Origin of the sequence: Amycolatopsis sp. NBC_01480, assembly GCF_036227205.1 — a bacterium.
Classification (GTDB): Bacteria; Actinomycetota; Actinomycetes; order Mycobacteriales; family Pseudonocardiaceae; genus Amycolatopsis.
This window is the reverse complement of record NZ_CP109442.1, coordinates 974,142-997,642: the sequence shown is the minus strand read 5'-3', so window position 1 is coordinate 997,642 and position 23,501 is coordinate 974,142. Positions and strand designations below refer to the sequence as shown.

Here is a 23,501-nt window from a genome sequence, read left to right as displayed (position 1 = left end):
CGAGACCTGAATTACCGGTCCAACGTTGCGTGGCGCGGCGCTAGGAAACGGGTGCGAGGCGTCGCAGACCGCGGACCTGCTTGCTGCCCAAAGCAAACAGCGTCGCGATCACGATCAGCGCGGCGCCGGCCAACAGTATCGGCTCGCGGCCCCAGCGTTCGGCGAGCGGGCCGGCGGCCAGTTGCCCGATCGGCACCGCGATGATCGAGCCGAGCACGTCATAGGAGTAGACGCGGGCGAGCTTGTCCGCGGGCACGTTCTCCTGCATGGAGACGTCCCAGGCGACCGCGCCCAGCTCGATGGCGCCGCCGGTGAGCAGCATGACCGACACCAGCAGCACCAGGTTCGGCGCTTTCGCCAGCACCACCAGCGGAACCGCGTTCACCAGGACCAGCGCGACGCCGATCGCCAGCGCGCGGGACGGCCGCCAGTGCGCGGCCAGCACCCCGCCGAGCACCCAGCCCGCGGTCTCGGCGGCGAGCACCAGCCCCCAGCCCGATCGGCCGAAGGTCTCGTCCGCGATGGCGGGCCCGAGCACCAGGATCCCGCCCGCCGCCACGGCGTTGACGATCATGAACTGGAGCACGACCACCCAAAGCCAAGTGCGCGAACGGAATTCGTGCCAGCCCTCGGCCAGGTCGGCGAAAGGACGCGACCTTCCGGACCGCTCCACGCGCACGGCCCGCAACCGCCGGTAAGCGAGCGCGGCCAGCAGGAACACCGCGGCGTTCGCGCCGATCGCCCAGCCCGAGCCGAGCGCGGCCACGAGCACCCCGCCCGCTGCGGCGCCGGCGAACCGGCCCGTGTTGGACAGGATCCGGTTCAGGGCGTTGGCCTGCTGAAGCAGCGAAGCCGGCACGGTCTGCGGGACGATCGACGAGGACGCGGGCAGCGCGATCGCCGACACCGCGCCGTTGGCCACGCTGAGCCCGGCAAGCAGCGGCACCGAGGCGAACCCGCCGAGCACGCTGACCGCGATCGCGGCCTGGGTGAGCGCGGCGGCGGTTTCGGTGCCCTGCAGGATCACCGACCGGGGGAGCCGGTCGGCGAGCACGCCGCCGAAGAGCACCAGCACCACGTTGGCCACCGACCGCGCGCCGACCACCAGCCCGAGGTCCACCGCGGACCCCGTCAGGTCCAGCACAGCGAACGCGAGCGCGACAGGCGCGATCGCGTTGCCGAACTCCGCGAAGGTGCGCCCGGTCACCAGCCGCCGGAATCCGGGGTGGCGCAAGGGTTCGGTGACAACTCGGTTCCGGGGCACGCCGCCGAGTATCGGGATGGCGGCGGGACGCGGGCAACTCGTTTTCGAGCGGTCAGTCCTGGGACGCCTGGGCGGCGCGGAGCCGTTCGAACGCCTTCGGATCACCGAGGTCGTCAAGGCGGCCGACGACGTCGCGGGCGCAGTCGGCGGCGCTGCGGTGGGTGGTGTCGACCGTGATGTCGTTGTCCTCGTGGGAATAGACCAGCGTCTGCGAGTGCGCGAGACCGAGGGGACGGTCGCCGCGCGCGCGTTCACGCCGCGCGAGTTCCTCGGCGGAACAACGGACGTCGACCAGGGTGACGTCGTAACCGTCGAGGACGTCGAGCAGGTCATCGAGGCGCCACGGCTCGCTGAGCGGATAGTCCATGATCACGTCGTTACCCGTCGACGCAAGCGCCGCGACGACGCGGTGATAGCCACGCCGGGTGCGCCGCAGCATGTCCTGGACCTCGGCGTCGTCGCGGGCGTGGGTGTACTGCGTCGACCGCATCCCGCTGATCCCGTCGACCGGAACGAGAAACCACGGATCGGGCAGCAGCGGCAGCATCTCCCGCCCGATCGCGGACTTCCCCGAACTCGACGGTCCATTGAGCAGAATGACCCGGCCGCGTGACACAGGCGGTCAGGCCGACGGGAAGATCAACGTGTTGTCCACACTCAGCGCGATCTCGTTCGTCAGCCCCGCAGGCATGCTGACGAACGAACTGGGCACATAGGACTCGGCCACTTCCTTGCCCTGCAAGAAGAACGGGATGGAGGACTTGATCGTCAGCTCCGATTGGCCCGCGGTCAGCCCGCAAAGGTGGAAGTCCACCCAAGCGTCTGGGGAAGACGGGTCGGTGGAGCGGCTCGCAAGGCCGATGATCCGGTTTCGGGTGAAGGCGGGTTCGAGCTTGATCGTCACGTCCACCTCGAGCCACGCGACGATCGGCTGGTGCAGCCGGCGCCGCAGCCGCCGGAGGAATTCGCCGTCCACCTGGTCCATCGAGATCGAGCAGGATTCCAGGTACTGGCGGACTTCGGTCATGCTCGCCGTGGTCTTGCTGCTCGACGACGGCTTGGTCGGCTGGATCAGCACCTTGCGCCAGGTCACCGTGATCGGGCCGTACCGCACCGGGCCGGGCGCGGGCGGGCGGAGCACCAGCTGCATCTTCGTGTTCCGCAGCGGGTCGGGTCCGTCGTCCTCGGCGTCCGGCTCGTGCGGCAGCTCCTCCTGGTGCGGCAGCGGGGCGAGCGGGAGACCCATTCCCTGGGCCAGGGTGCGGGATTCCCGGAACAGCTCCTCGGCCAGCTCCGCTTCCCGCAACGCCGCGAGGATGATGTCGTCGGCCTGGTCTTCGAGCAGATCGTCGCGCCGGGACCGCGAGCCGACCCGCCCGGACCACCCGAGCTGCTTGCGGGCGCGTTCGTACGCCGGTGGGCCCGCCTCCGCCGCGGCGTCGAGTATCGCTTCGGCGGCCGCCCGGTCCATGGACTTCAACGCGGTCGCCGCCGCCTCGCGCCGGCCGAGCGCGATGTAGCACAGCGCGACGTAACGCTCCGCCACCGCGAGCTGCAACGGCGACAACGCCGCGGCACTGGCTTCGAGGAACAGATCCCGCGCCCGGCTCAGCTCGGCGACGCGGACCTGCGGGTCGGTGGCCGTGCTCGCGTCGAGCAGCATGCGCTGGCCGGCGCCGAGCGCGGTGGCGTAGCGCTGCACCAGGATCCGGTCGAGCTTGCGGCTGATCCCGTCCAGCTGCTCGGCGATCCGGTCTTCGCTCTCCATCAGCGCGCCCATCAGCTCCGAGCCGAGGCCGCCGAGGCCCTCGTTCCCGGTGAGCGCGCCGATCACGGCGGACACCCCGTACTTCGCCGCGATCACGCTGATCGCCGTCAATGGCTCCACCGGGGGGAGCTTACTGAACGGCCGGCACCCCGGTGGGCCGTTCCGCTCAGCCGGTCACGTCGGCCAGGCTCGTGCCCATTTTGATGGTGCTGAGCCATTGCGTGGCCGTGGCCGGGGCCGGATGGTAGAGCCCCCATTTGAGGTAGTCCCGGGTTCCGTCGTACGTGGTGCCGGTGAAGGTGTCCGAGCCGGTGGTCAGTTTCTGGCGCGCGCCGTTGAACCAGAACTGGATCGTGCCCTTCTGCTGGTCCTCGGAAACCCGGAGCACGTAGTCGTTCCACTGGTTGTTGACGGCCTTGGTGTGCCACAGCAACACCTTCTGGTGGTCCTGGGTCCAGTTCTGCAGCTGGAGCTCCCCGCCGATGACCTCGAGGACGATGGGGTGATTGGCCGTGCCGGTGCTGGGGCTGCACTTGAGCTGGAAGATGTACCGGCTCGTCGAATCGGTGATGGCGAATTTCGAGGACCAGCCGAGATAGTAGGTGCTGCCAAGGGAAATGTCCGGCCCCTCCGACTCGCACCGCTCCTGGTTCGCGAGCTGCTTCACCTGCCACACCGGACCTTTGGCGGGATCGGTCGTGGTGGTGAAGGTGTTGCTATCACACTGAATCGACGCGAACGCCCCCGTCCCCTTGCGCGGATCCGCCGACCAGAGCGACGAATGGGCGCCGGCCTGGACGGGTCCGGTCGAAAGCGCCGCCAGAACCAGCGCGCACGTGCCGATGACGGCCGGCCGGGTGAGTAGTAGCTTGAACACGTTTTTCCTCCGCACTTTCGTTTGTGCGGCGGCGGCACACAAGGGACGATTCATCGGATGTTAGCCAAGGCCTGGCCGCTCCTCAACCAGCTTGCCGATGATCGGGACGAGCGCTCACGAGGTGTGCAGCGGGACCGTGATCTGCTTCAGCCAGGTGCGGGTGGTGAAGTCACGGGCCTTGATGACCACGGCGCGGGGCGAGACCTGGTGGGTCAGCACCATCACCGGTTTCCGCCGGGCGAGCCAGAATTCCAGCCGCTGCTCGAGCCAGGTGAACTGCCGGTCGCTGAGCCGGACCTCGTCCCAGAGCTTCGGGCCGTGGTACTTCGCGTAGCGCTCGGTGCCGAGGCAGAGCACTGGAACGCCGCCGAACGACGTTTCGCGGTAGATCGTGTTGCGGCCCGCGAAGCGGAAGAAACTGCGGAAGAGCGAGTCCTCCGTGGTGCCGTTGGGCCAGGTCTCCTGGGCGAGCGTGTCCGGGTCCCGCCATTTCGGCACGGAGAACTCGTGGTTGCCGATCGCCCACGCGACCTCGCGCGGGTGCGGGTGCCGGTCCAGGGTCGCGCGGACCTCGGCGTACTCGAAGTCGTAACCGCGCGGGGTGATGTCGCTCGCGATGCCGAGGCCCGCGCTGCCCGGGTTGACCGAGTGCAGGTCGTCGAGCGCGTGGCCGAAGTCGGCGAGGTCGCCCTGGATGTCGCTGAGGATGGTGAAGCGGACGGGCCGGCCCTCGGCCGCTTCGGCCGTCGCGGGCACGACCGCCGTCCCCGCCGCGGCACCGGCCGCCACCATGAACGCCCTGCGATCCATCACCGAATACTCCCTGACGTCCGATGTCTTCCGAGAACGTAGGCGAGCTGTCCCGAGCGTTCGTGGCCCTTCGCTGTCCCGGGTGTGTAGGGCGGCCGAACTTCCGGATCACCCCTCGGGCACCGGCACCCGGAAGCAGACCAGGATCGAGGAGATCGTCTGGTACTGCCCGATCAGGCACAGGATCGCGACGACGCCCGCCTCACCGAACCGGCCGATCGCCTCGGCGTACAGCGCGTCGTGCACCCCGCGACCGGTCAGCAGGCTGGTCGTCAGCCGATGCGCGAGGTCGGCGTCGGCGCTCAATCCGGTCGGCTCGGTGCCGTCGACGAGAGCGGTGATCGCGGTTTCCGGCAGGCCGGCTGCCCGCGCGGCGGCGACGTGCGCGTCGATCTCGTACGCCGCCTGCCAAGCGCTGCCGACGGTCAGGATCACCGCCTGCCGGACGTCTTCCGCGAGCCCGGCCTCGGTGATCCGGCTTGTCCAGCCGCCGAGGCCCAGCGCGATCCGCGGGGCACGCAGCAGGGCGTTGAACGGCCCGATGAACCGACCGTCGGCGAGCCGCGCGGTGAAGCCGCCTGCCGCCGCTTCCGGGACGACGATCCGGGTCAGGACGTCATAGACCTGCTGCTGCTCCTCGTCGAGATCGGCCGGGTGCAGCAGCGGCAAGCGGCCGCCGAGGGAGTCGAGGGGTGCCGACATGACGCTCCGTTCAGTGGTGCGGCGCGTGCCGCGGGGTAGGTTGTTCGCTCATGGAGTGGTCCTCGACGACGCTGCGGATGTTCCGCGCACTCGCCGAGACCGGTTCGTTCACCGCGGCCGCGTCGGCCTTGGGGTACAGCCAGTCCGCGGTCTCCCGCCAGGTCGCGGCCCTCGAACGGTCGACCGGCCGGCGGCTGGTCGACCGGAGGTCCGACGGGGCCCGTCTCACCGCCGCCGGATCGGTCCTGCTCCGGCACGCCTCGGCCGCCCTCGACGAGATCGACCGCGCCGAGCGCCTGCTCAGCGGAGCCGCACCCGCCGTCGCACCGATCCGCCTCGGCGTGTTCACCAGCGTGGGCGCCGCCCTCATCCCCGAGACGCTGGCCCTGATGCGCCGCCACGCGCCGGACGTGGAGGTCACCACTCGCGAGGGCTCCACGCCGGCACTCACGCGAAGTGTGCGGGCCGGAACGGTGAACGTCGCCGTGCTTTCCTCGCGCCAGCCCTTCCGGCCGCCCGACGATCAGGAGCCCGCGCTGGAAGTCGAGATACTGCTGGAGGGAGACCTGCTGGTGGCTGTGCCGGCCCGCGGGGACCTCGGCCTCGACGGCTCGGTCACCTTGGCCGAGCTGGCCGCGTCGCCGTGGGTCGCCAGCCCGCAGACGACGGGCGAGCCGGCGATGGGCGTCTGGCCGGCCCTGCCCCAGCGGCCCGCCGTCAGCCACATGGCCCGTGACTGGCTCGGCAAGCTCACGCTGGTGGGCGCGGGGCACGGCGTCACCACGATCCCGCCCTACCTGGTCGGCCTGGTCCCGGCGAGCGTGCGGCTGGCCCGGGTCGCCGACGGGGAGCCGGTCACCGGCCGCGTGGTGATGGCCCGACTGCCTGGTCCGGCCACACCCGCGATGACCGCGCTCGCGGACTGCCTGCGTGAGGCCGCGGCCGGCTTGCCGCTCGCCTGAACGTCAGCCGGGGACCTTGTCCGCGGCGATGCGCTCGTCGAAGCCCGTCTGCTGGTTGAGCACGCGCCCTTCGGCCCACCAGTTGGCGGAGGCTGATTCGATGACGTTGAGGTAGATGTCGCGGGTCTCGAGACCGGTGCCGCGGGTGAGGTTCGCGACGAGCGCGGCGAACAGCTCGTTCAGGACTGCCTCGGATCGGTGCGCGAAGTAGAGCTGGACGCAGATGGCCTGCCGTCGCCGTTCCAGTCCGAACGCGACGGGCTCGGTGATGAGGTTCTCGTCCGCCAGCTCGTGGAAGAAGTGGAACCGGTCGTCCTCCGGGATGCCGAGGACCTCGACCAGCGCCTGGTGCACGGCGTCGGAGAGGGCTCGTTTGTGCTCGGGCTTGGTGCCCTCGCGGAGGTAGATCTTCGTCATGGGCATGGGTGCCGCTCCTTTGCTCACCGCGGCCGTTTCCGGTGGCCGCCCTTCGAACGTAAGCGGGGCAAGGGTTGTGTGTCCAACGCATGCTGGGTATAGGGCACATGCGTTTTTGTCATGACGGCGCTCGATCGGGTTTTGTCGGTGCCCCCGGGTAGCGTCTTGCCCCGTGAACGATGGGGAGCGCATTCAGGAGCTGGCTGACCAGGTCGTGGTGCTGCGCGACGCGTACTACCGGGGTTCGCCGGTGGTGGCGGACGCGGAGTACGACGCGATCGAGGACGAGTTGAGGGGGCTGATCGAGGCGAATCCGGGGCTGGCGCCCGAGCCGAACCCACTGGAGCAGGTGGGTGCGCCGGCGGTGCTGCACGCGCCGATCCGGCACTCGCGGCCGATGCTGTCGCTGGAGAAGGCGACCAAGCCCGAACAGGTGGCGGCGTTCTTCGACCGGTTCCCGGGGCAGCCGGTGGTGGTCATGCCGAAGCTGGACGGCCTGTCGCTGGCCCTGGTCTACGAGGGCGGGCGGCTCGCGCGGGCGGTCACCCGCGGGGACGGCACGACCGGCGACGACGTGACCATGCTGGTGCGGGCCCTGACCGACGGGATCCCGGCGCAGGTCGATGCGCCAGGACGGGTCGAGGTGCGGGGTGAGGCGGTCATGCTGCGGTCCACCTTCGCCGCGTACAACACCGCGCACCCGGACAAGCCGCTGATCAACCCGCGTAACGCGGCCGCGGGCACCCTGCGCGCCAAGGACCCGGCCGTGGTCGCCGAGCGGCGGCTGCGGTTCTTCGCGTTCGACCTGGACACCGAACCCGACAGCGCCGAGACCGATCTGGACCGCGCGCTGCGGACGCTGGGGTTCACCGCCGCCGACATGCGCCGCTGCGCCGACGCCGAGGAGGCGCAGCAGGTGATCACTGCGATCGAGCAGCAGCGCAACACCCTGGACTACGACCTGGACGGCGCCGTGCTGCGGCTGGCCGACCGTGGTGCGTACGCCGCCGCGGGAACCCGGTCGAGTTCGCCGCGGGGCGCGCTGGCGTTCAAGTTCGCCGCGGAGGAGAAGACCACGGTGCTGTCCGATGTGGTCTGGGACGTCGGCAAGACCGGCAAGATCGCCCCGGTCGCCTGGCTGGAACCGGTCTTCGTGGGCGGCACCACGGTCACCCGCGCGACGCTGGCCAACCAGGAGGTGATCCGCGCCCGCGGCATCATGATCGGCGACACCGTGCTGGTGCGCCGTGCCGGCGACGTGATCCCGTTCGTCGCCGGGGTGCTGGACGCTTCGAAGCGCACGGGCGCGGAGCGCGAGATCGTGCCGCCGGCCGTCTGCCCGTCGTGCGAACAGCCGTTGACCGAGCAGGGAAACAGCCGAGAACTGTTCTGTACCAACGTCTCCTGCCCGGCCCAGACGGTGCGGCGGCTGATCCACTGGGCCTCCCGGGCGGCCGCGGACATCGACGCGATCGGCGGCGTGTGGATCGAGCGGCTGGCCGAAGCGGGCGACCTGGAGCACCCGTCGGACTTCTACCGCCTCACCGAAGAGCGTCTGCTGGAGTTCGACCGCATCGGCGAGGTCTCGGCCGCGCGCATGGTCGAGTCGATCGACGCGAGCCGTCAGGTGGGCCTGCGCCGGGCGTTGATCGGGCTCGCGATCCCGATGGCGTCGGAGGGCACGGCCGCACGCCTGTGCCGCGCGGGCTTCGGCTCGCTGGAGGCGGTGGCCGAGGCCGGCGTCGACGGTCTGGTGGCGGTGGAAGACATCGGCCCGAAGGTGGCCACCTCGCTGGTCGAGCACCTGACCCGGCTCCGCCCCGAACTCGAGCGGCTGCGGTCGCGCGGGGTGTCCCTGGACGTGCGCGAGGAGGACCTCCCCCCGGTCGTGGCCGCGGGCGCCCCACTGGCGGGCAAGACCGTGGTGGTCACCGGCGCGATCAGCGACCCACGCTCCGGCGAGAAGGTCCCCCGCCCGACTTTCCAGCGCCTGTGCGAAAAAGCCGGCGCGACGATTGCGTCGTCAGTCTCGGCCAGCACGGATCTTCTTGTCACCGGCGCCGAGGTCGGAGCCGCCAAACTGGCCAAGGCCGAGAAGTTCGACGTCGAAGTAGCCGACCAAAGCGTGATCTGGCAACAGCTCATCACCGCCGGCATCATCTGAGGCAGCGGACATGGACCCGTTTCGCAGCTTCATGCTCCGTCCATCCACTGCTGACTCCGCGGACAGGGCGCGGCTGCCGACCGCTGCGAGTGGATCCCGACCGCAGGCGCGCCCGATGCCAGGGCTGCCGTCGACACCCGAGCGCGCGTCGCTGGTGCGGCGCAAATCGCCTTCGCCGTCCTCGCCACCGTTGTCTTCGCGCTGTGCGGCCTCGATCCGGTCACCTTCCTGACCTCGTCGATGACGGGTCCTGGCGTTCCGGAAATCCTTGTCCTGTACGCGGCGCCGATCGCGGCAGCAGTGGAGCACCTGCGCGGCCCGTTCCCGGCGGCGTCGGTCTAACGATCCGTCGTGGGGTTCATGTTTGTCTGCGGCGGCATCGCTTGTGCCTTATCTCAAGGGTGGCAAGGCGATCAAGGCTTTGGCGGAGTCTGAGAAGTTCGCTGCGGCGGGTAAGTTCATCGGTGACATCGCCGACGCTGTGCGCGGTGGTGATGATTCGGTCGATATCGCAGCTGCGGCATGCAAGGCTCCACACAGCTTCACCGGGGACACCCGCGTCCTGATGGCTGACGGGGTCACAAAACCGATCGCCGAGGTCAAGGTCGGCGAAAAGATCACCAACACTGAGCCTGACGGTAAAGGGGGAGAGGTACACCTCGTAACCGCGGTTCACGTGACGACCGATGACCAGGACCGGGTCGAGCTTACGACGGCGAGCGGACCGGACCATCCGGTCAGCACCACTGAGCATCACCAGATCTGGGAAGCGCGCAGCCATCACTGGGTCGAAGCAGGCCAACTCCAGCCTGGTGACAAGTTCGACACGCCTAGGGGTAATCTCACGATCACCAGGGTCAGTTCCAGCGTTGAACGAGGGGTCACCTATGACCTGACGATCGACGGTGTCCATACGTACTATGTACTCGCCGGTCGGACGCCGGTCTTGGTTCACAACAGCAACTGCCCCAGCGGGAAGCTGTCGGATCCCCTGCCTAGCGGGATGAACAATAAGATCGCTTCAGCCTATGACGACGTGAAGGCGGGACGGATTTCTTCGCACGACACGTACGGGGGACGTGAACACTCGTGGTGGGCAGGTTCCAAGGAGTATCGCGTGCCCGGTAGGCCGGAAACTGACAGAATTCTGGAAAAGGAGCTGCCGAACGGCATCAAGGTATATGGGTGGACGTCCACGCATTACGCGAAGATTCAACGCTTCAGCGCACCCCAGTTCCCTGATTCGGGGTGGAATTAGTAGCTCTATTGGTTGACTGGTGCAACGGCTTGATTGTCGCTGCACTGGTTACGGTTTGGGGATTGGTATGGCTGGCGAGCTGCCGGTGGTGGGAAAGGTGGATTTTCCGCTGTACAGGGTATCTGATGAAGAGTGCAGAGGGGTACTTGTTGCAGCTGAAGGAGTAGAGGGATTTTTTGTCGATCCGGAAGAAGAATTGCCGGAATTGGCCTTCCTTGGGGTCCATGAGGTCGAGCGGGGTAGACGGAGGGTCGAAGATGCAGTGATGGAGATCATGAATCGTCAGCAGGAGAAGATTGGTGAGTATTTCATTGGCCGTGTTGTGCTCGGCGATGTGGGCGTAGAGGAGGCGGGCGGAAAAATTTCGAGAGTCGATTACCGGTTTTTCGGCAATCGCTGTGAGTATCCCGAAGCTGAGAGAATTTGGCTGCGTTGGGCATCGGGGGTCGCCCTGGTGAAGGGTGAATGGCTTCGGTGGCCAGCGAACTATCGGGACGCATGGCTGCACGTCGTTCAGAATTCTTGGTTCGCTACGAACCGTAGGGCTGCTCGCTATGGAGTGGAAGAGGTTGCCAACTTGGATGGTGGACAAATTTCGACGAGATCGGATTTCTACTGCGCATTGGGTGAGGCGGTCAATGGCCCGGGTGGATACTTTGGATCGAATCTCGACGCTCTCGCGGACTGTCTTTCTTCGAATTTCGGCGAGGGACCTCCGGCGAGGATTATTTGGCGGAACTTTCAGGAGTCTCAAGAATCTCTTGATCACGTCTTCCTGGATTCGATTGTGGGACTAATGCGCGAATTTCGCGTAGATCTCGCGACTTGCTGACTTTGAGGGCGTGTGTGCAAGTAACTATGACGCTCCGTCAGGTCGGCGGCGGGTGGCCCCGGATGGGCTGAACGTACCGAGGCGGTACAGACTGGGTCCGCCGAGGTCATTGTTCATCTGTAAGGGAATCGCGGGCAACGTGCGCGTTTGGCGATGCTAGGCCTGAGGCGGATAAAGGTGGCTGATGCTCATCTGCGGGCGGCAGTCGGGGTTTCTCGCTCTTGGTGTCTTGCCCGGTCGTGCCGAGGAAGCAGGAACGGCGTGCCCAAGATGACCAGCCCGGCGACCGCGATCGCCGGGCGCGAGCCGATGGCACCGGCCAGGAGGCCGCACAGGAAGGTCAGGGCCGCGATGCTCGCCTTGCTCGCGACCGACCAGGCGGACAGCGTCCGGGCGACCCGGTCCGCCGGGACCTGGGTGAGCCGGTAGGTGGCCAGCACCGGGTTGAAGACGCCGAAACAGGTGATCACCGCGAGTTCGACCGCCATGACAAGCACCAGGCCGCCCACGCCCGGGTGAACGAAGACCAGCCCGATCGGCCAGCAAGCACGCAACCCGCCGACAATCCGCATGATCCGATGCGACCCGAACCGCGCCACGAGCCTGGGGGCCATCCGCGAACCGACCAGCCCGCCGACACAGGGGGCGGCGAACGCGAGGCCGTACTGCCAGGGCGTGAACCCGAGCTGCCCGAGCATGAGCAGCGCCATCAGCGGCTGGGCCGCCATGATCAGCCCGTTGACCAGGATGACGTTGAAGAACAACGGCCGCAGCCCGCGGTGCGTCAGGATGTAGCGCCAGCCTTCCAGCAGGTCGGCCACCCGCAACCGCCGCTGGCCAGTCGGCACCAGCCTGGCCTCCCGCCCGCCGCCTGCCATCGCGGTTGGCGCCGGGCTGGCTTTCCGCCCGCTGGCCGGTGCCGGACTGGGCCGCTGCTTGCTGGTCGGCGTCGGGCTGTTTCCCTGCCGGGCGATCGGTGCTGGGCTGGATTCCGGCCCGCCGATCAGCGCCGGGCTGGGTTCCCGGCCACCGATCGCCCGGATTCCGGCGGCTGAGAGCAAGAAGCTGGCCGCGTTGGCCAGCACCGTCACCACGGGGCCGAGCAGGCCGATCGCCACGCCGCCCAGAGGGGGGCCGAGCATGGTGGTGGTCCAGGTTGTGGCCTCGAAGCGGCCGTTGGTGGGTAGGAGGTCTTCCCGGCGCACCAACGCTTTCAGGTAGGCGCCGCTGGCCGCCGTGAAGGTGATGTCCGCGGCGCCGACGATCACCGAAACTACCAAGAGCTGGGCGAAACCGAGCCAGCCCAACGCATACGCGGCGGGCACGCTCAGCAGCATCACGAACCGCAGCAGATCCATCGTCATCATTACCGGGCGTTTGCGCCGGAACTCGATCCACGGGCCGAGCGGGACCGCGACCAGTGCGCCGACCGCCAGCCCGGCGGCGGCCAGCCCCGAGACCTCGCGCGGGCCGGCGTGCAGCACCTGGATCGCGATCAGCGAGAACGCATCGAACGCCAACGAAGTTCCGAACGCACTCACCGCGTACGCCGCCCACAGCCAGCCGAACCGGCGCCCCAACGACTTCCTGCTCCTCATGCCCGCATCAAAGCCGACCGTCAGCACCGCGATCAAACAACCAACCCACCGGCGATCCACAACAACAAGTTGTGAGTGGAAGGTGTAAGTAGCCTAAAAATCGCAATACCGTCGCCAGGACGAGCACGAGGCACAACCAAGAGTTGTGGGAGTAATCTCCGCACGGTGGATCTCGAAGCAGTCCGTACCTTCGTCACCGTCGCGGAGAGCGGCCAGTTCCAAGCCGCCGCCGACGAGTTGGGCATCACCCAGCAGGCGGCGTCGAAGCGGGTGGCCACGCTGCAGCGGGAACTCGACGTCAAGTTGTTCGAGCGGATCGCCCGCGGGGTCCGGCTCACTGTGGACGGGCAGACGTTCCTGCCCCACGCCCGCGAGCTCCTCCGCGCTGCCGAACGGGCCAAGGTCGCCGTGACGCCGGGGAGGCGGGCGCTGCGGATCGACGTCGTCAACCGCCGGATCGCGCCGTCCACCATTCTTCGTGACTTCTACCGGCAGCACCCGGGCATCGAACTCGAGGTCGTCACGCTGGCGAACCTCGACGCCACCTCGGCGCTGGCCGAAGTCAGCGCGGGCACCGTGGACGCCACCTTCCGGTCCCTGCGCGACTCCGCCGGCCGAGTCCCGAGTGGACTCCGGTCGGCGCGGGTGATCGACGATCGGCACGAGCTGCTCGTCGGGCCGGGGCATCCCCTGGCGGACAAGAAAACGGTGACGCCGGCCGAGCTCGCCGGGCACCCGATCTGGATGCCCGGCATGACCGACGCCGAGCCCGTCGGCTATTACGAAGATCTGGCGAAGGAATTCGGCCTCACCATCGACACGATCGGACCGGTGTTCGGCGCCGAGGTGCTCCTCGCGGAACTCGCGGACTCCACCCGGCTCGCCAACCTGATCGGCGAAGGCTCCCGATATCTCTGGCCGGAAAGCTACCACCTGCGACGGATCCCGGTCGTCGACCCGATCCCGGTCTACCCGCTCTCGGTGATCTGGCGCGCGGACAACCGCCACCCCGTCCTCGCGAACTTCCTCGAGTACCTCCAGGCCCGTTGCCAAGCCACCGCCGGCGACGACGTCTGGGTGCCGGACTGGGCCCGCTGACAACGGCGCCCGAGTGGACGGTTGACCATGTTAGGAAAGTTTCCTAACATTCAGCCATGGCAGAGACTCCCCGGCGCAGGAGCACTCGAACCCTGCAGGAACAGTACGAGGACACCCGGCGATACTCCCGCCGGAACGTCTTCCGCATGGGCGCTGCTCTCACGTCCGGCGGACTGCTGCTTCCCGGCACCGCGTCGGCCAGCCCGTTCGCCGTCCCGACCGTGCTGCTCACCGCCGAAACCGTCGCCGGATCGGCGCTACGGCCGTTCGGGCGGCATCTGGCTTACGGTCAAGACCCGGCCACGCAGGTGGTGGTCTCCTGGCAGGCGCCCGCGAACGTGACCGGGCCGTACCTGCGGTTCGGCACCGTCGCGGGGGAGTACGGCGAGGCGATCCCGGCCGAGGCGCGGGCGCTGGTCAGCGACCTGGCCTGGCAGAAGCCGGACCACACGTTCTCGCCGCACCTCGGGAAATCCGTGACCCAGTACTACCTCCACGCGCGGCTGGACAACCTGCTCCCCGGCACTACTTACTACTACGTCGTGGGCCACCAGGGGTACGACCCCACCACCAGCGGCCGTCTCGGCGAGGTCGCCACCTTCCGCACCGCGCCGACGCCGTCGAGCACCAGCCCGTTTTCCTTCACCGCTTTCGGCGACCAGGGCGTCGGCTACAACGCGGTCGCGACCAACAGCCTGGTCGCCGATCTCGCGCCCCAGTTCCACCTCGCCATGGGCGACATGAGTTACGCGCTCGAGGGCGAAGGCGGGCACCCGGACGAGGACGCCTACGACGCGCGCAAGTGGGACTCCTTCTTCGCGCAGAACGAGCCCATCGCGGCCGAGATCCCGTGGATGGTCGCGCTCGGCAACCACGAGATGGAGGGCTGGTACGACTACCACGGTTACGGCGGGGCGCGGGCGCGGTTCACCATGCCGGACAACGCGTGGGACGGCTCCACCGGCATCTACTCGTGGCGTTACCAGAACGTCGGGCTGATCAGCCTGGACGGCAACGACATCTGCTACAACAGTCCGTCCAATCTGGACTACACCGAGGGCAAGCAGCTGGCCTGGCTCAAGGCGCAACTAGCCCGGTTCCGTGGTGATGCGACGATCGACTTCATCGTCGTCTACTGCCACCAGTGCACGTACTCCACCTCCTCGTCGAACGGCGCGGAGCTTGGCGCGCAACAGAAGTGGGCCCCGCTGTTCGACCAGTACCAGGTGGACCTGGTGCTCAACGGGCACAACCACGTCTACGAGCGCACCGACCCGATCCGCGCGGGCAAGGCCGGCAAGAAGGCGCCGATCCAGGGCACCGTCGACCCGGTCAAGGACGGCACCACCTACATAACCGCCGGCGGGGGCGGCGAGGGCGTCAACGAGTGGGTGGACACGAAGATCGCCGACTCCTATTACGGCCACGTCAAGGACGCCACGGCCACGATGCGGTTCGACGACGTGGACGGCGGGGAGCATTCGGCCAAGGTCACCTGGTCCCGGGTGCGGTACCGCGGCTACAGCCTGGTCACCGCCGACGTCACCCCGGCCCTCAACGGCAGCCCCGCCCAGCTGAAGGTGCGCGCGCTCGCCGAGGACGGCACGCCGGTCGACGAGATCACCCTGCAACGTAAAGGCTCGTGAGTGGCTATGACGGTTAGAACCGGCATAAACACTCACGAGTCCTGAAAGGCTCCCTCATGGCTGAGATCTCCCGACGGGCGTTGTTCCAGGGCGGCGCGGTCCTCACCGCCGGTGCACTGCTCCCCAGCACCGCGACGGCCGCACCCCTTGCCGCCGCGGCGAAACTGCGCCCGCTCGGACGCCACCTCGCGTACGGCCAGGACCCGTCCAAGCAGGTGGTGATCTCCTGGCAGGAGCTGGGCGCGGTCACCGGGCCGTACGTCCGGATCGCCGACAGCTCGGGCGTTTTCGGCGCCCCGATCGCCGCCGAGGCACGCACGCTGAAGAGCGAATTGTCGTGGCAGGCACCCGAACACGACTTCCCGCCGCACGCGCCGGACTCCATGAGCCAGTACTACCTGCACGTCCGGCTCGACAACCTGACCCCCGCCACCACGTACCACTATGTGGTGGGGCACCAGGATTACGACCCCACCGCGAGTGAGCGTCCCGGCGAGATCGCCACCTTTCGCACGGCCCCGGCCACCGGGAGTACGGACCCGTTCACCTTCACCGCTTTCGGCGACCAGGGCGTCGGCTACAACGCGGGCCGCGCTAATAGCCAACTCGCGGATCTCGCACCGGCCTTCCACCTCGCCCTCGGAAATATCGGCTACGCCATCACTTCCGGCACCGCGAACGCCGAAGGCGGGCACACCGACACCGACAAGTACGACGCCGGGAAGTGGGATTCCGCCTTCGCCCAGAACGAGATCGTCGCGGCCGGCACGCCGTGGATGATCACGCTGGGCAACCGCGAGATGGAGGCCTGGTACGCCGCGAACGGCTACGCCGGGACCGCGGCCAGGTTCACCATGCCGGACAACGCGTGGAGCGGCTCCACCGGCATCTACTCGTGGCGGTACCAGAACGTCGGGCTGATCTCCTTGGACGGCAACGACATCTGCTCTCGCAACACCGGGAACGCCGACTACACCAAGGGCAAGCAGACCACCTGGCTGGACGCCCGGCTCGGCAGTTTCCGGAGCGACCCGACGATCGACTTCGTGGTGGTCTGCCTCCACCACGTGCCGTATTCCACCGCCGACGCCGGTGGGGCCGAGAGCGTCGCGCAGCAGAAGTGGGCGCCGCTGTTCGACAAGCACCGGGTCGACCTGGTGCTCAACGCGCACAACCGGCTGTACGAGCGCACCGACCCGATCCGCGCGGGCAAGGGCACCAAACCGGTGAAACCCCGGGGCACGGTCACCCCGGCATCAGACGGCACGACGTACATCACGGCCGGTGGCGGCGGTGAGGCCCTCGACCCGTTTTACAAGAATCCGCCGGAAAGCTATCTGGACCACGAAAACTCCGGCGGCACCCCGACGATGAAGTGCTTCAAGAAGAACAGCACCAGCCATACGGACACCGCGGTCACCTGGTCCCGGGTGCGTTATCGGGGTTACGGCCTGGTGGCGGTCGACGTCGCCCCGGCAGCGGGCAGCACGTCCGCCCGGATGACGGTGCGCGCGATCGCCGAGGACGGCACGCTGATCGACGAGGTCACGATGCGTCGCGCATAAGAATTGTCCACAGTGGATTCAGAATCAGCCCGTCGACAGCATGGAACCGCGCAGCCCGGCCGCCGAGCGGACGAGTGAGGCGATCGCCGGTGAGTGGCTGCCCGGCGGCCAGGCGATCACCGTGGTCACCTCCGGCGCGTCGACCACGGGCACCGCGACGTGATCGGGCCACTGCCAGGCCCGGCTGGACGCGGGGATGACCAGCAGCGTCAGGCCGAGCGAGACGAGCTGGGCGAGCTGGGACTGGGTGTGCACCTCTGGCCCGGGACCGTCCGGATAGGACCCGTCGAGCCGGGGCCACCGGGCGATCGGCAGGTCCGGCACGTCGCTGACCTCCGCCATGGTGAGCCGATCGCGCGACGCGAGGGGATGGCTCGCGGGCAGCAGCGCGATCTGGCTCTCCACGTAGAGATCCTCGGTGTCGAACCCGGCGAAGTCGTCGAACGGCCGGTGCATCAGGGCGACGTCGGCGCGCCCGTCGCGCAGCAGCCCGGCCTGCTCGCCGACCTCGCACAGGAGGATTTCGATCGGTGCCGCACCTGGTTCGTTCGCGAGCGCGTCGAGCAGCCGTTGCAGGAGTTCGTTGGACGCTCCGGCTTTGGTCACGAGCACCAGCGGCCGTTGCGAATCCCCGGCTCGGCGGGTTCGGCGCGCGGCGGCCGCGACCGCGTCGAGGGCCACTTTGGCTTCGCGGAGCAGCACTTCGCCGGCCTCGGTGAGTGCCGCGCCACGACGGTCGCGATCGAGGAGCCGGACCCCGAGCCGGTGCTCCAGCTGACGGATCGCGCGGGACAGCGGCGGCTGGGCGATCCCGAGCCGGACCGCGGCGCGGCCGAAATGCAGCTCCTCGGCGACGGCCACGAAGTACCGGAGCTCGCGGGTCTCGAGATCGTCCACGGCCGAAGCCTACGCCTGGTACCCGGCCGGTATCAGAGCTTGCCGAAGCGGTCTTGGACAGCCGGGGCGCGGCCGGCCGACCATGGGCGGAGTGAACGAAACGAAGACCGCGCTGGTCACCGGCGCGAACAAGGGAATCGGTTTGGCCATCGCGCAGGGCCTCGGCGCGCTCGGCTTCACGGTCGCGGTGGGCGCGCGCGACGACGTCCGGCGCGAGGAAGCCGTCGAGAAGTTGCGCACGGACGGCGTTGACGCGTTCGGGGTCGCCCTCGACGTCACCTCCGAGGAAAGCGCCGCCGCCGCGGCGTCGGCCATCGAGCAGACCACCGGACGGCTCGACGTGCTCGTGAACAACGCGGGCATCGGCGGCCGGGCCGACGGCGACGTGCAGGACCCGACGAAGCTGGACCTCGACGTCGTCCGCACCGTCCTCGACACCAACGTGTTCGGGGTGGTCCGGGTGACCAACGCGGTGCTCCCGCTGCTGCGTCGCGCGGACTCGCCGCGCATCGTCAACGTCTCCAGCAACATGGGCTCGCTGACCCTGCAGACCGGCCCGATCATGGCCGCGTACGCGCCGTCGAAGTCGATGCTCAACAGCCTCACGGTGCAGTACGCCCGCCGGCTCGCCGACACGAACGTCATCGTGAACGCCTGCTGCCCCGGTTACGTGGCGACGGACTTCACCGGTTTCGCCTCGCCGCGCACGCCCGAGCAGGGCGCCGCCATCGCGATCCGGCTCGCCACTCTGCCGGACGACGGACCGCGTGGCGGATTCTTCGACGACGAGGGTGTGGTCGCCTGGTAACCCGGCTTACTGCGGATCCTCGTTTCTGAGCTGCTGCTTGAGCAATTTGCCCGAAACGGTGTACGGCAGGCTGGGCCGGAACTCGATCCGGCTCGGCACCTTGAACGCGGCGAGCGCCGCCGCGCACCACTCGCGGACCTGCTCGGCGGTGAGGCCGTCCGCGCCGGGCGCCCGGACCACAAAGGCCTTGACCTCCTGGCCCAGCTCCGGATGGTCAACGCCGACGACCGCGGCCTCGGCGATCCCGGCGTGCTCGATCAGCCGGTTCTCGATCTCGATCGGGTAGACGTTCTCGCCGCCGCGCAGGATCAGGTCGGTGCGGCGGCTTTCCAGGTACAGCAACCCGTTCTCGATCCGCCCGAAGTCGCCGGTGGCGTACCAGCGATTGGGGCCGAGCACCTCGGCGGTGGCTTCGGGCTCGCCCCAATACCCGAGGAAGACCGACGGGTGCCGGAGGTGGATCTCGCCGATCTCGCCGTCGGCGAGCACGGCGCCGCCGGTTCCGCGGATCTCGACCTCGGACGTGGGCGGCGCGACGCCGACCGAATCCGGGTGCTCGGCGAACAGTGCGCCACTGGCCTGGGTGCCGAGGCCGACGGTCTCGCTCGCGCCGTAACCGTTGCCCAGCCGCGCCCGGGGCAGCTCGCGCCGCAGCGCCCGGACCAGCTCCGGCGGGAAGACGGCGCCGCCGGAGTTGACCGCGATCACCGAGCTGACGTCGCGGGTGGCCAGGTCCGGATGCCGGAGCAGGCGCCAGAAGTGCGTCGGGACGCCGGACCAGGCGGTGATCCGGTGCCGTTCGGTCAGTTCCAGGTGGCGGCCCGGGTCCCAGGCGCCGGGTTCGGTGAACACCAGCTTCGTGCGGAACACGGCGCCGGAGATCACCACCCCGACGAATCCGGAGACGTGGAACATCGGGCTCACCACGATCGACGCCGCCCGCCCGGCCTGCCCGGCCGGCCCGGTCGCAGCCGCTCCCGCTGCGGCGATGGCCCGGCTCAGCCCTTGTGACAGGGCGTAGTTCACCACGTTCCGGTGCGACAGGGTGGCGCCCTTGGCCCGCCCGGTGGTGCCGCTGGTGAACAGGATGACCGCGGCCGCGTCCTCGGTGATGTCCGGCGCCGGGGTCGTGCGGCCCCGGAATTCCGCCGACTCGTCGAGGATCTCCGTGAGCAATCGCGCGGGCAGCGGGCTGTCGTCCAGGCGCTCCAGCCGACGCTCGTCGCCCACGACGAGGACCGGCTCGGTCAGCTGGATGCCGGCGGTCAGCTCGTGCCCAGTCCACCAGCCGTTGAGGCTGGTGACGATGGCGCCGAGACTCAGCACCGCCCACAGGACCAGAACGTATTCCGCGGAGTTGGCGGACACGATGGCCACCCGGTCCCCGGCGCGCACTCCGTACCGTTCGGCCAGCAGGACGGCGATCGCGTCGATGTCCTCGACCGCCTGCTGGTAGGTCCACTCGCGGCCGGGGGCGACGAGGAAGACGAGGTCCGGGCTCTCGGCCGCGGACGTGTCGAGCAGCTGCCGCAGCGATCGGGGCCGTCGCGCGAAAACCTGGTGCGGGGCGCCGAGCACGTCCTCGGTGACCAGCTCGAACGGCGCTCCCGGGCCGATCAGCCGGTCCCGGAGGTCGGCCGGTACCGAGTCGGCGGTCCAGGTCAGGCGCGCGGGGCTGGTCATTTCGCGGCGTGCACGGCCCGGGCCTGCGGGTCGAAGCACACGAGGCCGTGCTCACGGGCCAGCGCCCGCACCACCGAGCCGACCTCCTCGGCCCGCGGCCAGGCGATCGGCATGATCACGTGACCGGGCGAGACCTCCAGCCCCGCGTTCCACGGGCACGTCTCGAAGTCCTCAGGGGCGAGCGCGGTCAGCTCCGGGTACTTCGCCGTCAACGCCTGGTAGAAGGCGGAAACGTGCTCGCTCGGAACGAGGCCCGCGAAGTCCTCCTCGCACAGCCGCGCGTACTTCTCCTCCGCAGCTTCAGGAATCAGCGACGAGTCGGGCTCGAACCACACTGCCAAATCGAAACTCATGGTGTCCTCACTGTCGGGATTGGTGCTCAGCGGTCCAGGCCGAGCAGATCAGGATGATCCTTCAGCTGTTTGCGCGAGGTCACCCCGAGTTTGCCGAAGATCGAGCGCAGGTGGGCGTCGACCGTGCGTTTGCTGATGAAGAGCTGGGTGGCGACCTCGTTCGACGTGGCGCCTGCGGCCACCAGCCGGGCGACGGCGACCTGCTGCATCGTGAGCTTTTCGTACGCCTGGGCGGATCGGCGCTGAACCTGCTGCCCGGCGGCGCCCAGTTCGTCGGCGGCGCGTCGGGCGAAGGCCTCGGCTCCGGCCGTCGAGAGGGATTCGTGGGCGGTGCGCAGTTCTGGCAGTGAATCCTTGCGGCGGCCCTTGCGCCGCAACCATTCCCCGTACAGCAGGTGCGCGCGGCCTTCGTAGAGCAGGTAAGGACCGTCCGCGAGACACTCGATGGCTTCCCGGTAGTCGTCCTCGGCTCCCGTCACGAGGCCTCGGGCGTACGCCGTGACGCCGCGGCCGAGCGTGGTTCCCGCCGCTTCCGTGCGTTCGGTCAACGACTCGAGGGCCCGCGTCGCCACCTCGGGTTCGTGACACTTGACGGCAGCCTCGACGAGTTCGGGCAGAGCCACTCCGGTGAGGAAGAGGTCGCTGTGCTCGGTTGCCCGACGGGCTGCGGTCAGTGCGGCGGGGTAGTCGGCCAAACCGTTGTGCAGCAAGGACGATGTCCAGTACAGATCGGTCACCTGCCCCCCTTCGCCGGAGGCTGTGGCCGTCTCGAAGAGTTCCAACGCCTCCTCACGTCGTCCCCGGATGGCGGCCAGCAGCAGCCGGTGGTACATCAGCGGCGGCTCCCCGGCCGCGTCGGCGATCGCGGCCTCCTCGGCGGTCGCGGCGAGCGCCAGCCCGATGTCACCGGCGAGGGCGGCGGCGGTCGTCTTCTGCGCGAAGGCCAGCCTCAGCAACGAGGGTGAGCCCGACTCCCGGCCGGCCTTCACCAGCCATTCGACGATGGCGGGGAGGATGTCGGGCTCCCACAGCTCGGTGCTGATCATCGACGCGAGCCCGGGACGCTGGATCCACAGTGGACTTCCATCGGCCTGGAACGCCTGACGAAGCAACGGAAGGGCCGCCCGGTAACCCTGCTCGGCCAGGGTGATCAACGCTTCGAGCAGGTCCGGGGCGCTCGGCGCGGGTGCCGAGGACCGGGCTGCGGTGAGGACTTCGTCGACCACACCGCCGGCGCGGCCGACGAGCAGGCTCATCTCGAGCGCGTCCAGGAAGCAGTCCCGTGACCGATCGGGGTCCAGTTTGGACAGCCGTCGCGCCGCGGTCACCGTCAGGGACGGGCCGTCGCTGTCGCCGGGGCGGATGAAGGCGATCCGGCCGCGCAGCAGGTCGACGTGGGCGCGCTGGAATTCGTCCAGGGTGGCGGTTTCGATGGTGGTGAGGAGGTCGGCCGCCCGGTCGGCGGCACCCGCGTCGATGCCGGCCTGCACCGCGGCCAGGGTGCGTTCGATTCGGCGTCCGGCGTCCAGTGAGAGCGCGACGGAGCGTTTGAGGAACGCCGCCGTGGCCGCGACACCACCGCGTGACCTGGCCCGCGACGCGGAGCGCTCCAGGTCGGCCGCGACGTCCTCGTCCGGGCCGGCGCTGGCTTGCGCGCGGTGCCACGCGCGCCGGTCCGGGGCCGTGAGCGGGTCGGTCGCGTCGGCCAGCGCGCCGTGAGCCGCGCGACGCACGCTGTCGTCGGCGGCGCGGTAGACCACCGAGCGGGCCAGCGGATGACAGAACCGCACGCGCGCCGCGAACTCGACCAGCCCGGTGGCGGCCGCGTCCGCGCCAGCTGTCGTGACGTTGATGCCCAACGCCTCGGCGGCCGGCCACAGCAGACCGGGATCACCGGTGGGATCGGCGCCGGCGACGGTCAGCAACAGCCGGGCATCGGCCGACAGCCCGGTCAGCCGCGCCCGGAAGCCGTCCTCGATCCGGGACGGCACCGAGGCATCGGGCAGCGCGAAACCGCCGGCCCGGGGGAGTTCCAGCAGCGCGAGCGGATTGCCGTCCGCCTCGGCGACGAGCCGGTCGCGGACCCGGTCGTCAAGCGGGAACGGGTTGCGGGCGGCCAGCAGGGCCTTGGCGTCCTGGACGCTCAACCGCCCGACGGCCAGCCCCGGCAACTCGGCCAGCTCGTCCACTTTAGACGGTGACCGCAGCGCGAGGACCATGGCGACGGCATCGGCCCCGACGCGCCGGGCGAGAAAGGCCATCGCCCGCGACGACGCCTCGTCCAGCCACTGTGCGTCGTCGATCACGCACAGCACCGGCCGGTCGCTGCCCGTCGTCGTGACCAGCTCAAGGATCGCCAGCCCGACCTGAAACGGCTGGGGCGTCCCGTCGGCCAGCCCGAACGCGATCCGCAACGCGTCGCGGTGCCGCTCAGGCAGCTCGTCGAGGTGCTCGAGGATCGGCACGCACAGCTGATGCAGAGCGGAGTACGGCAGCTCCTGCTCGAACTCGGCGCCGGAGGCTCGAAGCACGCGGAAACCGGAGGCCGTCCGGACCGCGTGCTCCAGCAACGTGCTCTTGCCGATGCCGGCCTCGCCGCTCACCACCAGCGAACCGCCCCGGCCTGCCCGCGCCCCGTCGATCAGCCCGTCGACCCGGCGTTTCCCCGCGTCCTGGCCGATCATCGGCGGCTCGGGCATGGGGGTGCTCACCAGGCCCGGCCGCTGATCATGCCGCTCAGCCTACCCGGCCGGCCGTGCCACGCTGCCCGCTCCGCCGTGTGCCGCTAAGGTCAGCCAT

At 69.1% G+C, this 23,501-nt stretch carries 20 protein-coding genes; 8 read left to right on the top strand and 12 right to left on the bottom strand.

The window, feature by feature from the left end; genetic code table 11:
* Positions 1–40: 40 nt before the first annotated feature.
* The 6 genes from OG371_RS04660 to OG371_RS04635 form a co-directional block, all read right to left on the bottom strand.
* Positions 41–1,264 (bottom strand): MFS transporter, encoded by a 1,224-nt coding sequence (locus OG371_RS04660; RefSeq protein ID WP_329065872.1) that lies wholly within the window; start codon positions 1,262–1,264, stop codon positions 41–43.
* Positions 1,265–1,316: 52 nt separating this feature from the next.
* Positions 1,317–1,880, bottom strand: a complete 564-nt coding sequence (locus OG371_RS04655; RefSeq protein ID WP_329065870.1) for a chloramphenicol phosphotransferase CPT family protein — start codon at positions 1,878–1,880, stop codon at positions 1,317–1,319.
* Between the two features lie 6 nt (positions 1,881–1,886).
* The gene (locus tag OG371_RS04650; RefSeq protein ID WP_329065867.1) at positions 1,887–3,152 is read right to left on the bottom strand and encodes a hypothetical protein; all 1,266 of its coding nucleotides are present in this window, start codon (positions 3,150–3,152) and stop codon (positions 1,887–1,889) included.
* Positions 3,153–3,198: 46 nt separating this feature from the next.
* Complete coding sequence (locus tag OG371_RS04645) at positions 3,199–3,963, bottom strand: heparin lyase I family protein (protein WP_329065865.1); 765 nt, start codon at positions 3,961–3,963, stop codon at positions 3,199–3,201.
* A gap of 60 nt (positions 3,964–4,023) precedes the next feature.
* On the bottom strand, positions 4,024–4,719 hold the full coding sequence (locus tag OG371_RS04640; RefSeq protein WP_329072912.1) for a metallophosphoesterase family protein: 696 nt from the start codon (positions 4,717–4,719) through the stop codon (positions 4,024–4,026).
* Positions 4,720–4,827: 108 nt separating this feature from the next.
* Positions 4,828–5,421 carry a carboxymuconolactone decarboxylase family protein gene (locus OG371_RS04635; RefSeq protein ID WP_329065863.1) on the bottom strand — a complete coding sequence of 198 codons (594 nt, stop codon included), beginning with the start codon at positions 5,419–5,421 and terminating at the stop codon, positions 4,828–4,830.
* 50 nt (positions 5,422–5,471) lie between these two features.
* On the opposite strand from OG371_RS04635, the gene OG371_RS04630 reads away from it, so the two are divergent.
* The gene (locus tag OG371_RS04630; protein WP_329065861.1) at positions 5,472–6,383 is read left to right on the top strand and encodes a LysR family transcriptional regulator; all 912 of its coding nucleotides are present in this window, start codon (positions 5,472–5,474) and stop codon (positions 6,381–6,383) included.
* Between the two features lie 3 nt (positions 6,384–6,386).
* Here OG371_RS04630 and OG371_RS04625 read toward each other — a convergent pair whose 3' ends face one another.
* Complete coding sequence (locus tag OG371_RS04625; protein WP_329065859.1) at positions 6,387–6,806, bottom strand: tautomerase family protein; 420 nt, start codon at positions 6,804–6,806, stop codon at positions 6,387–6,389.
* Between the two features lie 166 nt (positions 6,807–6,972).
* Between OG371_RS04625 and ligA the strand changes: the two genes are divergently transcribed.
* From ligA to OG371_RS04610, 3 genes are all read left to right on the top strand, one after another.
* Positions 6,973–8,964 (top strand): NAD-dependent DNA ligase LigA, encoded by a 1,992-nt coding sequence (gene ligA / locus OG371_RS04620; RefSeq protein ID WP_329065857.1) that lies wholly within the window; start codon positions 6,973–6,975, stop codon positions 8,962–8,964.
* Between the two features lie 364 nt (positions 8,965–9,328).
* Positions 9,329–10,222: a Hint domain-containing protein gene (locus OG371_RS04615; RefSeq protein WP_329065855.1), complete on the top strand. Its 894-nt coding sequence runs from the start codon at positions 9,329–9,331 to the stop codon at positions 10,220–10,222.
* A gap of 67 nt (positions 10,223–10,289) precedes the next feature.
* Positions 10,290–11,054, top strand: a complete 765-nt coding sequence (locus OG371_RS04610) for a barstar family protein (RefSeq protein WP_329065853.1) — start codon at positions 10,290–10,292, stop codon at positions 11,052–11,054.
* A gap of 188 nt (positions 11,055–11,242) precedes the next feature.
* On the opposite strand, the gene OG371_RS04605 is transcribed toward OG371_RS04610, so the two are convergent.
* A complete protein-coding gene (locus OG371_RS04605) occupies positions 11,243–12,652 on the bottom strand; it encodes an MFS transporter (RefSeq protein ID WP_329065851.1) in 1,410 nt (469 codons plus the stop codon).
* Between the two features lie 165 nt (positions 12,653–12,817).
* Here OG371_RS04605 and OG371_RS04600 point away from each other — a divergent pair, with 165 nt between their 5' ends.
* The 3 genes from OG371_RS04600 to OG371_RS04590 all read left to right on the top strand — a co-directional run bounded on the left by OG371_RS04600 (position 12,818) and on the right by OG371_RS04590 (position 16,961).
* Entirely contained in the window at positions 12,818–13,750 is a 933-nt protein-coding gene (locus OG371_RS04600) for a LysR family transcriptional regulator (protein WP_329065849.1), read from the top strand.
* A 146-nt stretch (positions 13,751–13,896) separates the two neighbouring features.
* Complete coding sequence (locus OG371_RS04595) at positions 13,897–15,396, top strand: purple acid phosphatase family protein (RefSeq protein ID WP_329065847.1); 1,500 nt, start codon at positions 13,897–13,899, stop codon at positions 15,394–15,396.
* 56 nt (positions 15,397–15,452) lie between these two features.
* Positions 15,453–16,961 carry a purple acid phosphatase family protein gene (locus tag OG371_RS04590; RefSeq protein WP_329065845.1) on the top strand — a complete coding sequence of 503 codons (1,509 nt, stop codon included), beginning with the start codon at positions 15,453–15,455 and terminating at the stop codon, positions 16,959–16,961.
* Between the two features lie 24 nt (positions 16,962–16,985).
* On the opposite strand, the gene OG371_RS04585 is transcribed toward OG371_RS04590, so the two are convergent.
* The gene (locus OG371_RS04585) at positions 16,986–17,858 is read right to left on the bottom strand and encodes a LysR family transcriptional regulator (RefSeq protein WP_329065844.1); all 873 of its coding nucleotides are present in this window, start codon (positions 17,856–17,858) and stop codon (positions 16,986–16,988) included.
* An 82-nt stretch (positions 17,859–17,940) separates the two neighbouring features.
* On the opposite strand from OG371_RS04585, the gene OG371_RS04580 reads away from it, so the two are divergent.
* Positions 17,941–18,666, top strand: coding sequence for an SDR family oxidoreductase (locus OG371_RS04580; RefSeq protein WP_329065842.1), 726 nt, complete (start codon positions 17,941–17,943; stop codon positions 18,664–18,666).
* A 6-nt stretch (positions 18,667–18,672) separates the two neighbouring features.
* Here the strand turns inward: OG371_RS04580 and OG371_RS04575 are convergent, their stop codons facing one another.
* Genes OG371_RS04575 through OG371_RS04565 form a run of 3 tightly spaced genes read right to left on the bottom strand, consistent with a single transcriptional unit; the run spans position 18,673 to position 23,401 of the window.
* Positions 18,673–20,349, bottom strand: a complete 1,677-nt coding sequence (locus OG371_RS04575) for a class I adenylate-forming enzyme family protein (RefSeq protein ID WP_329065840.1) — start codon at positions 20,347–20,349, stop codon at positions 18,673–18,675.
* The gene (locus OG371_RS04570; RefSeq protein WP_329065838.1) at positions 20,346–20,702 is read right to left on the bottom strand and encodes a hypothetical protein; all 357 of its coding nucleotides are present in this window, start codon (positions 20,700–20,702) and stop codon (positions 20,346–20,348) included. The genes OG371_RS04575 and OG371_RS04570 overlap by 4 nt, the downstream gene beginning before the upstream one ends.
* A 26-nt stretch (positions 20,703–20,728) precedes the next feature.
* Positions 20,729–23,401, bottom strand: a complete 2,673-nt coding sequence (locus OG371_RS04565; protein WP_329065836.1) for a helix-turn-helix transcriptional regulator — start codon at positions 23,399–23,401, stop codon at positions 20,729–20,731.
* Positions 23,402–23,501: the final 100 nt, after the last annotated feature.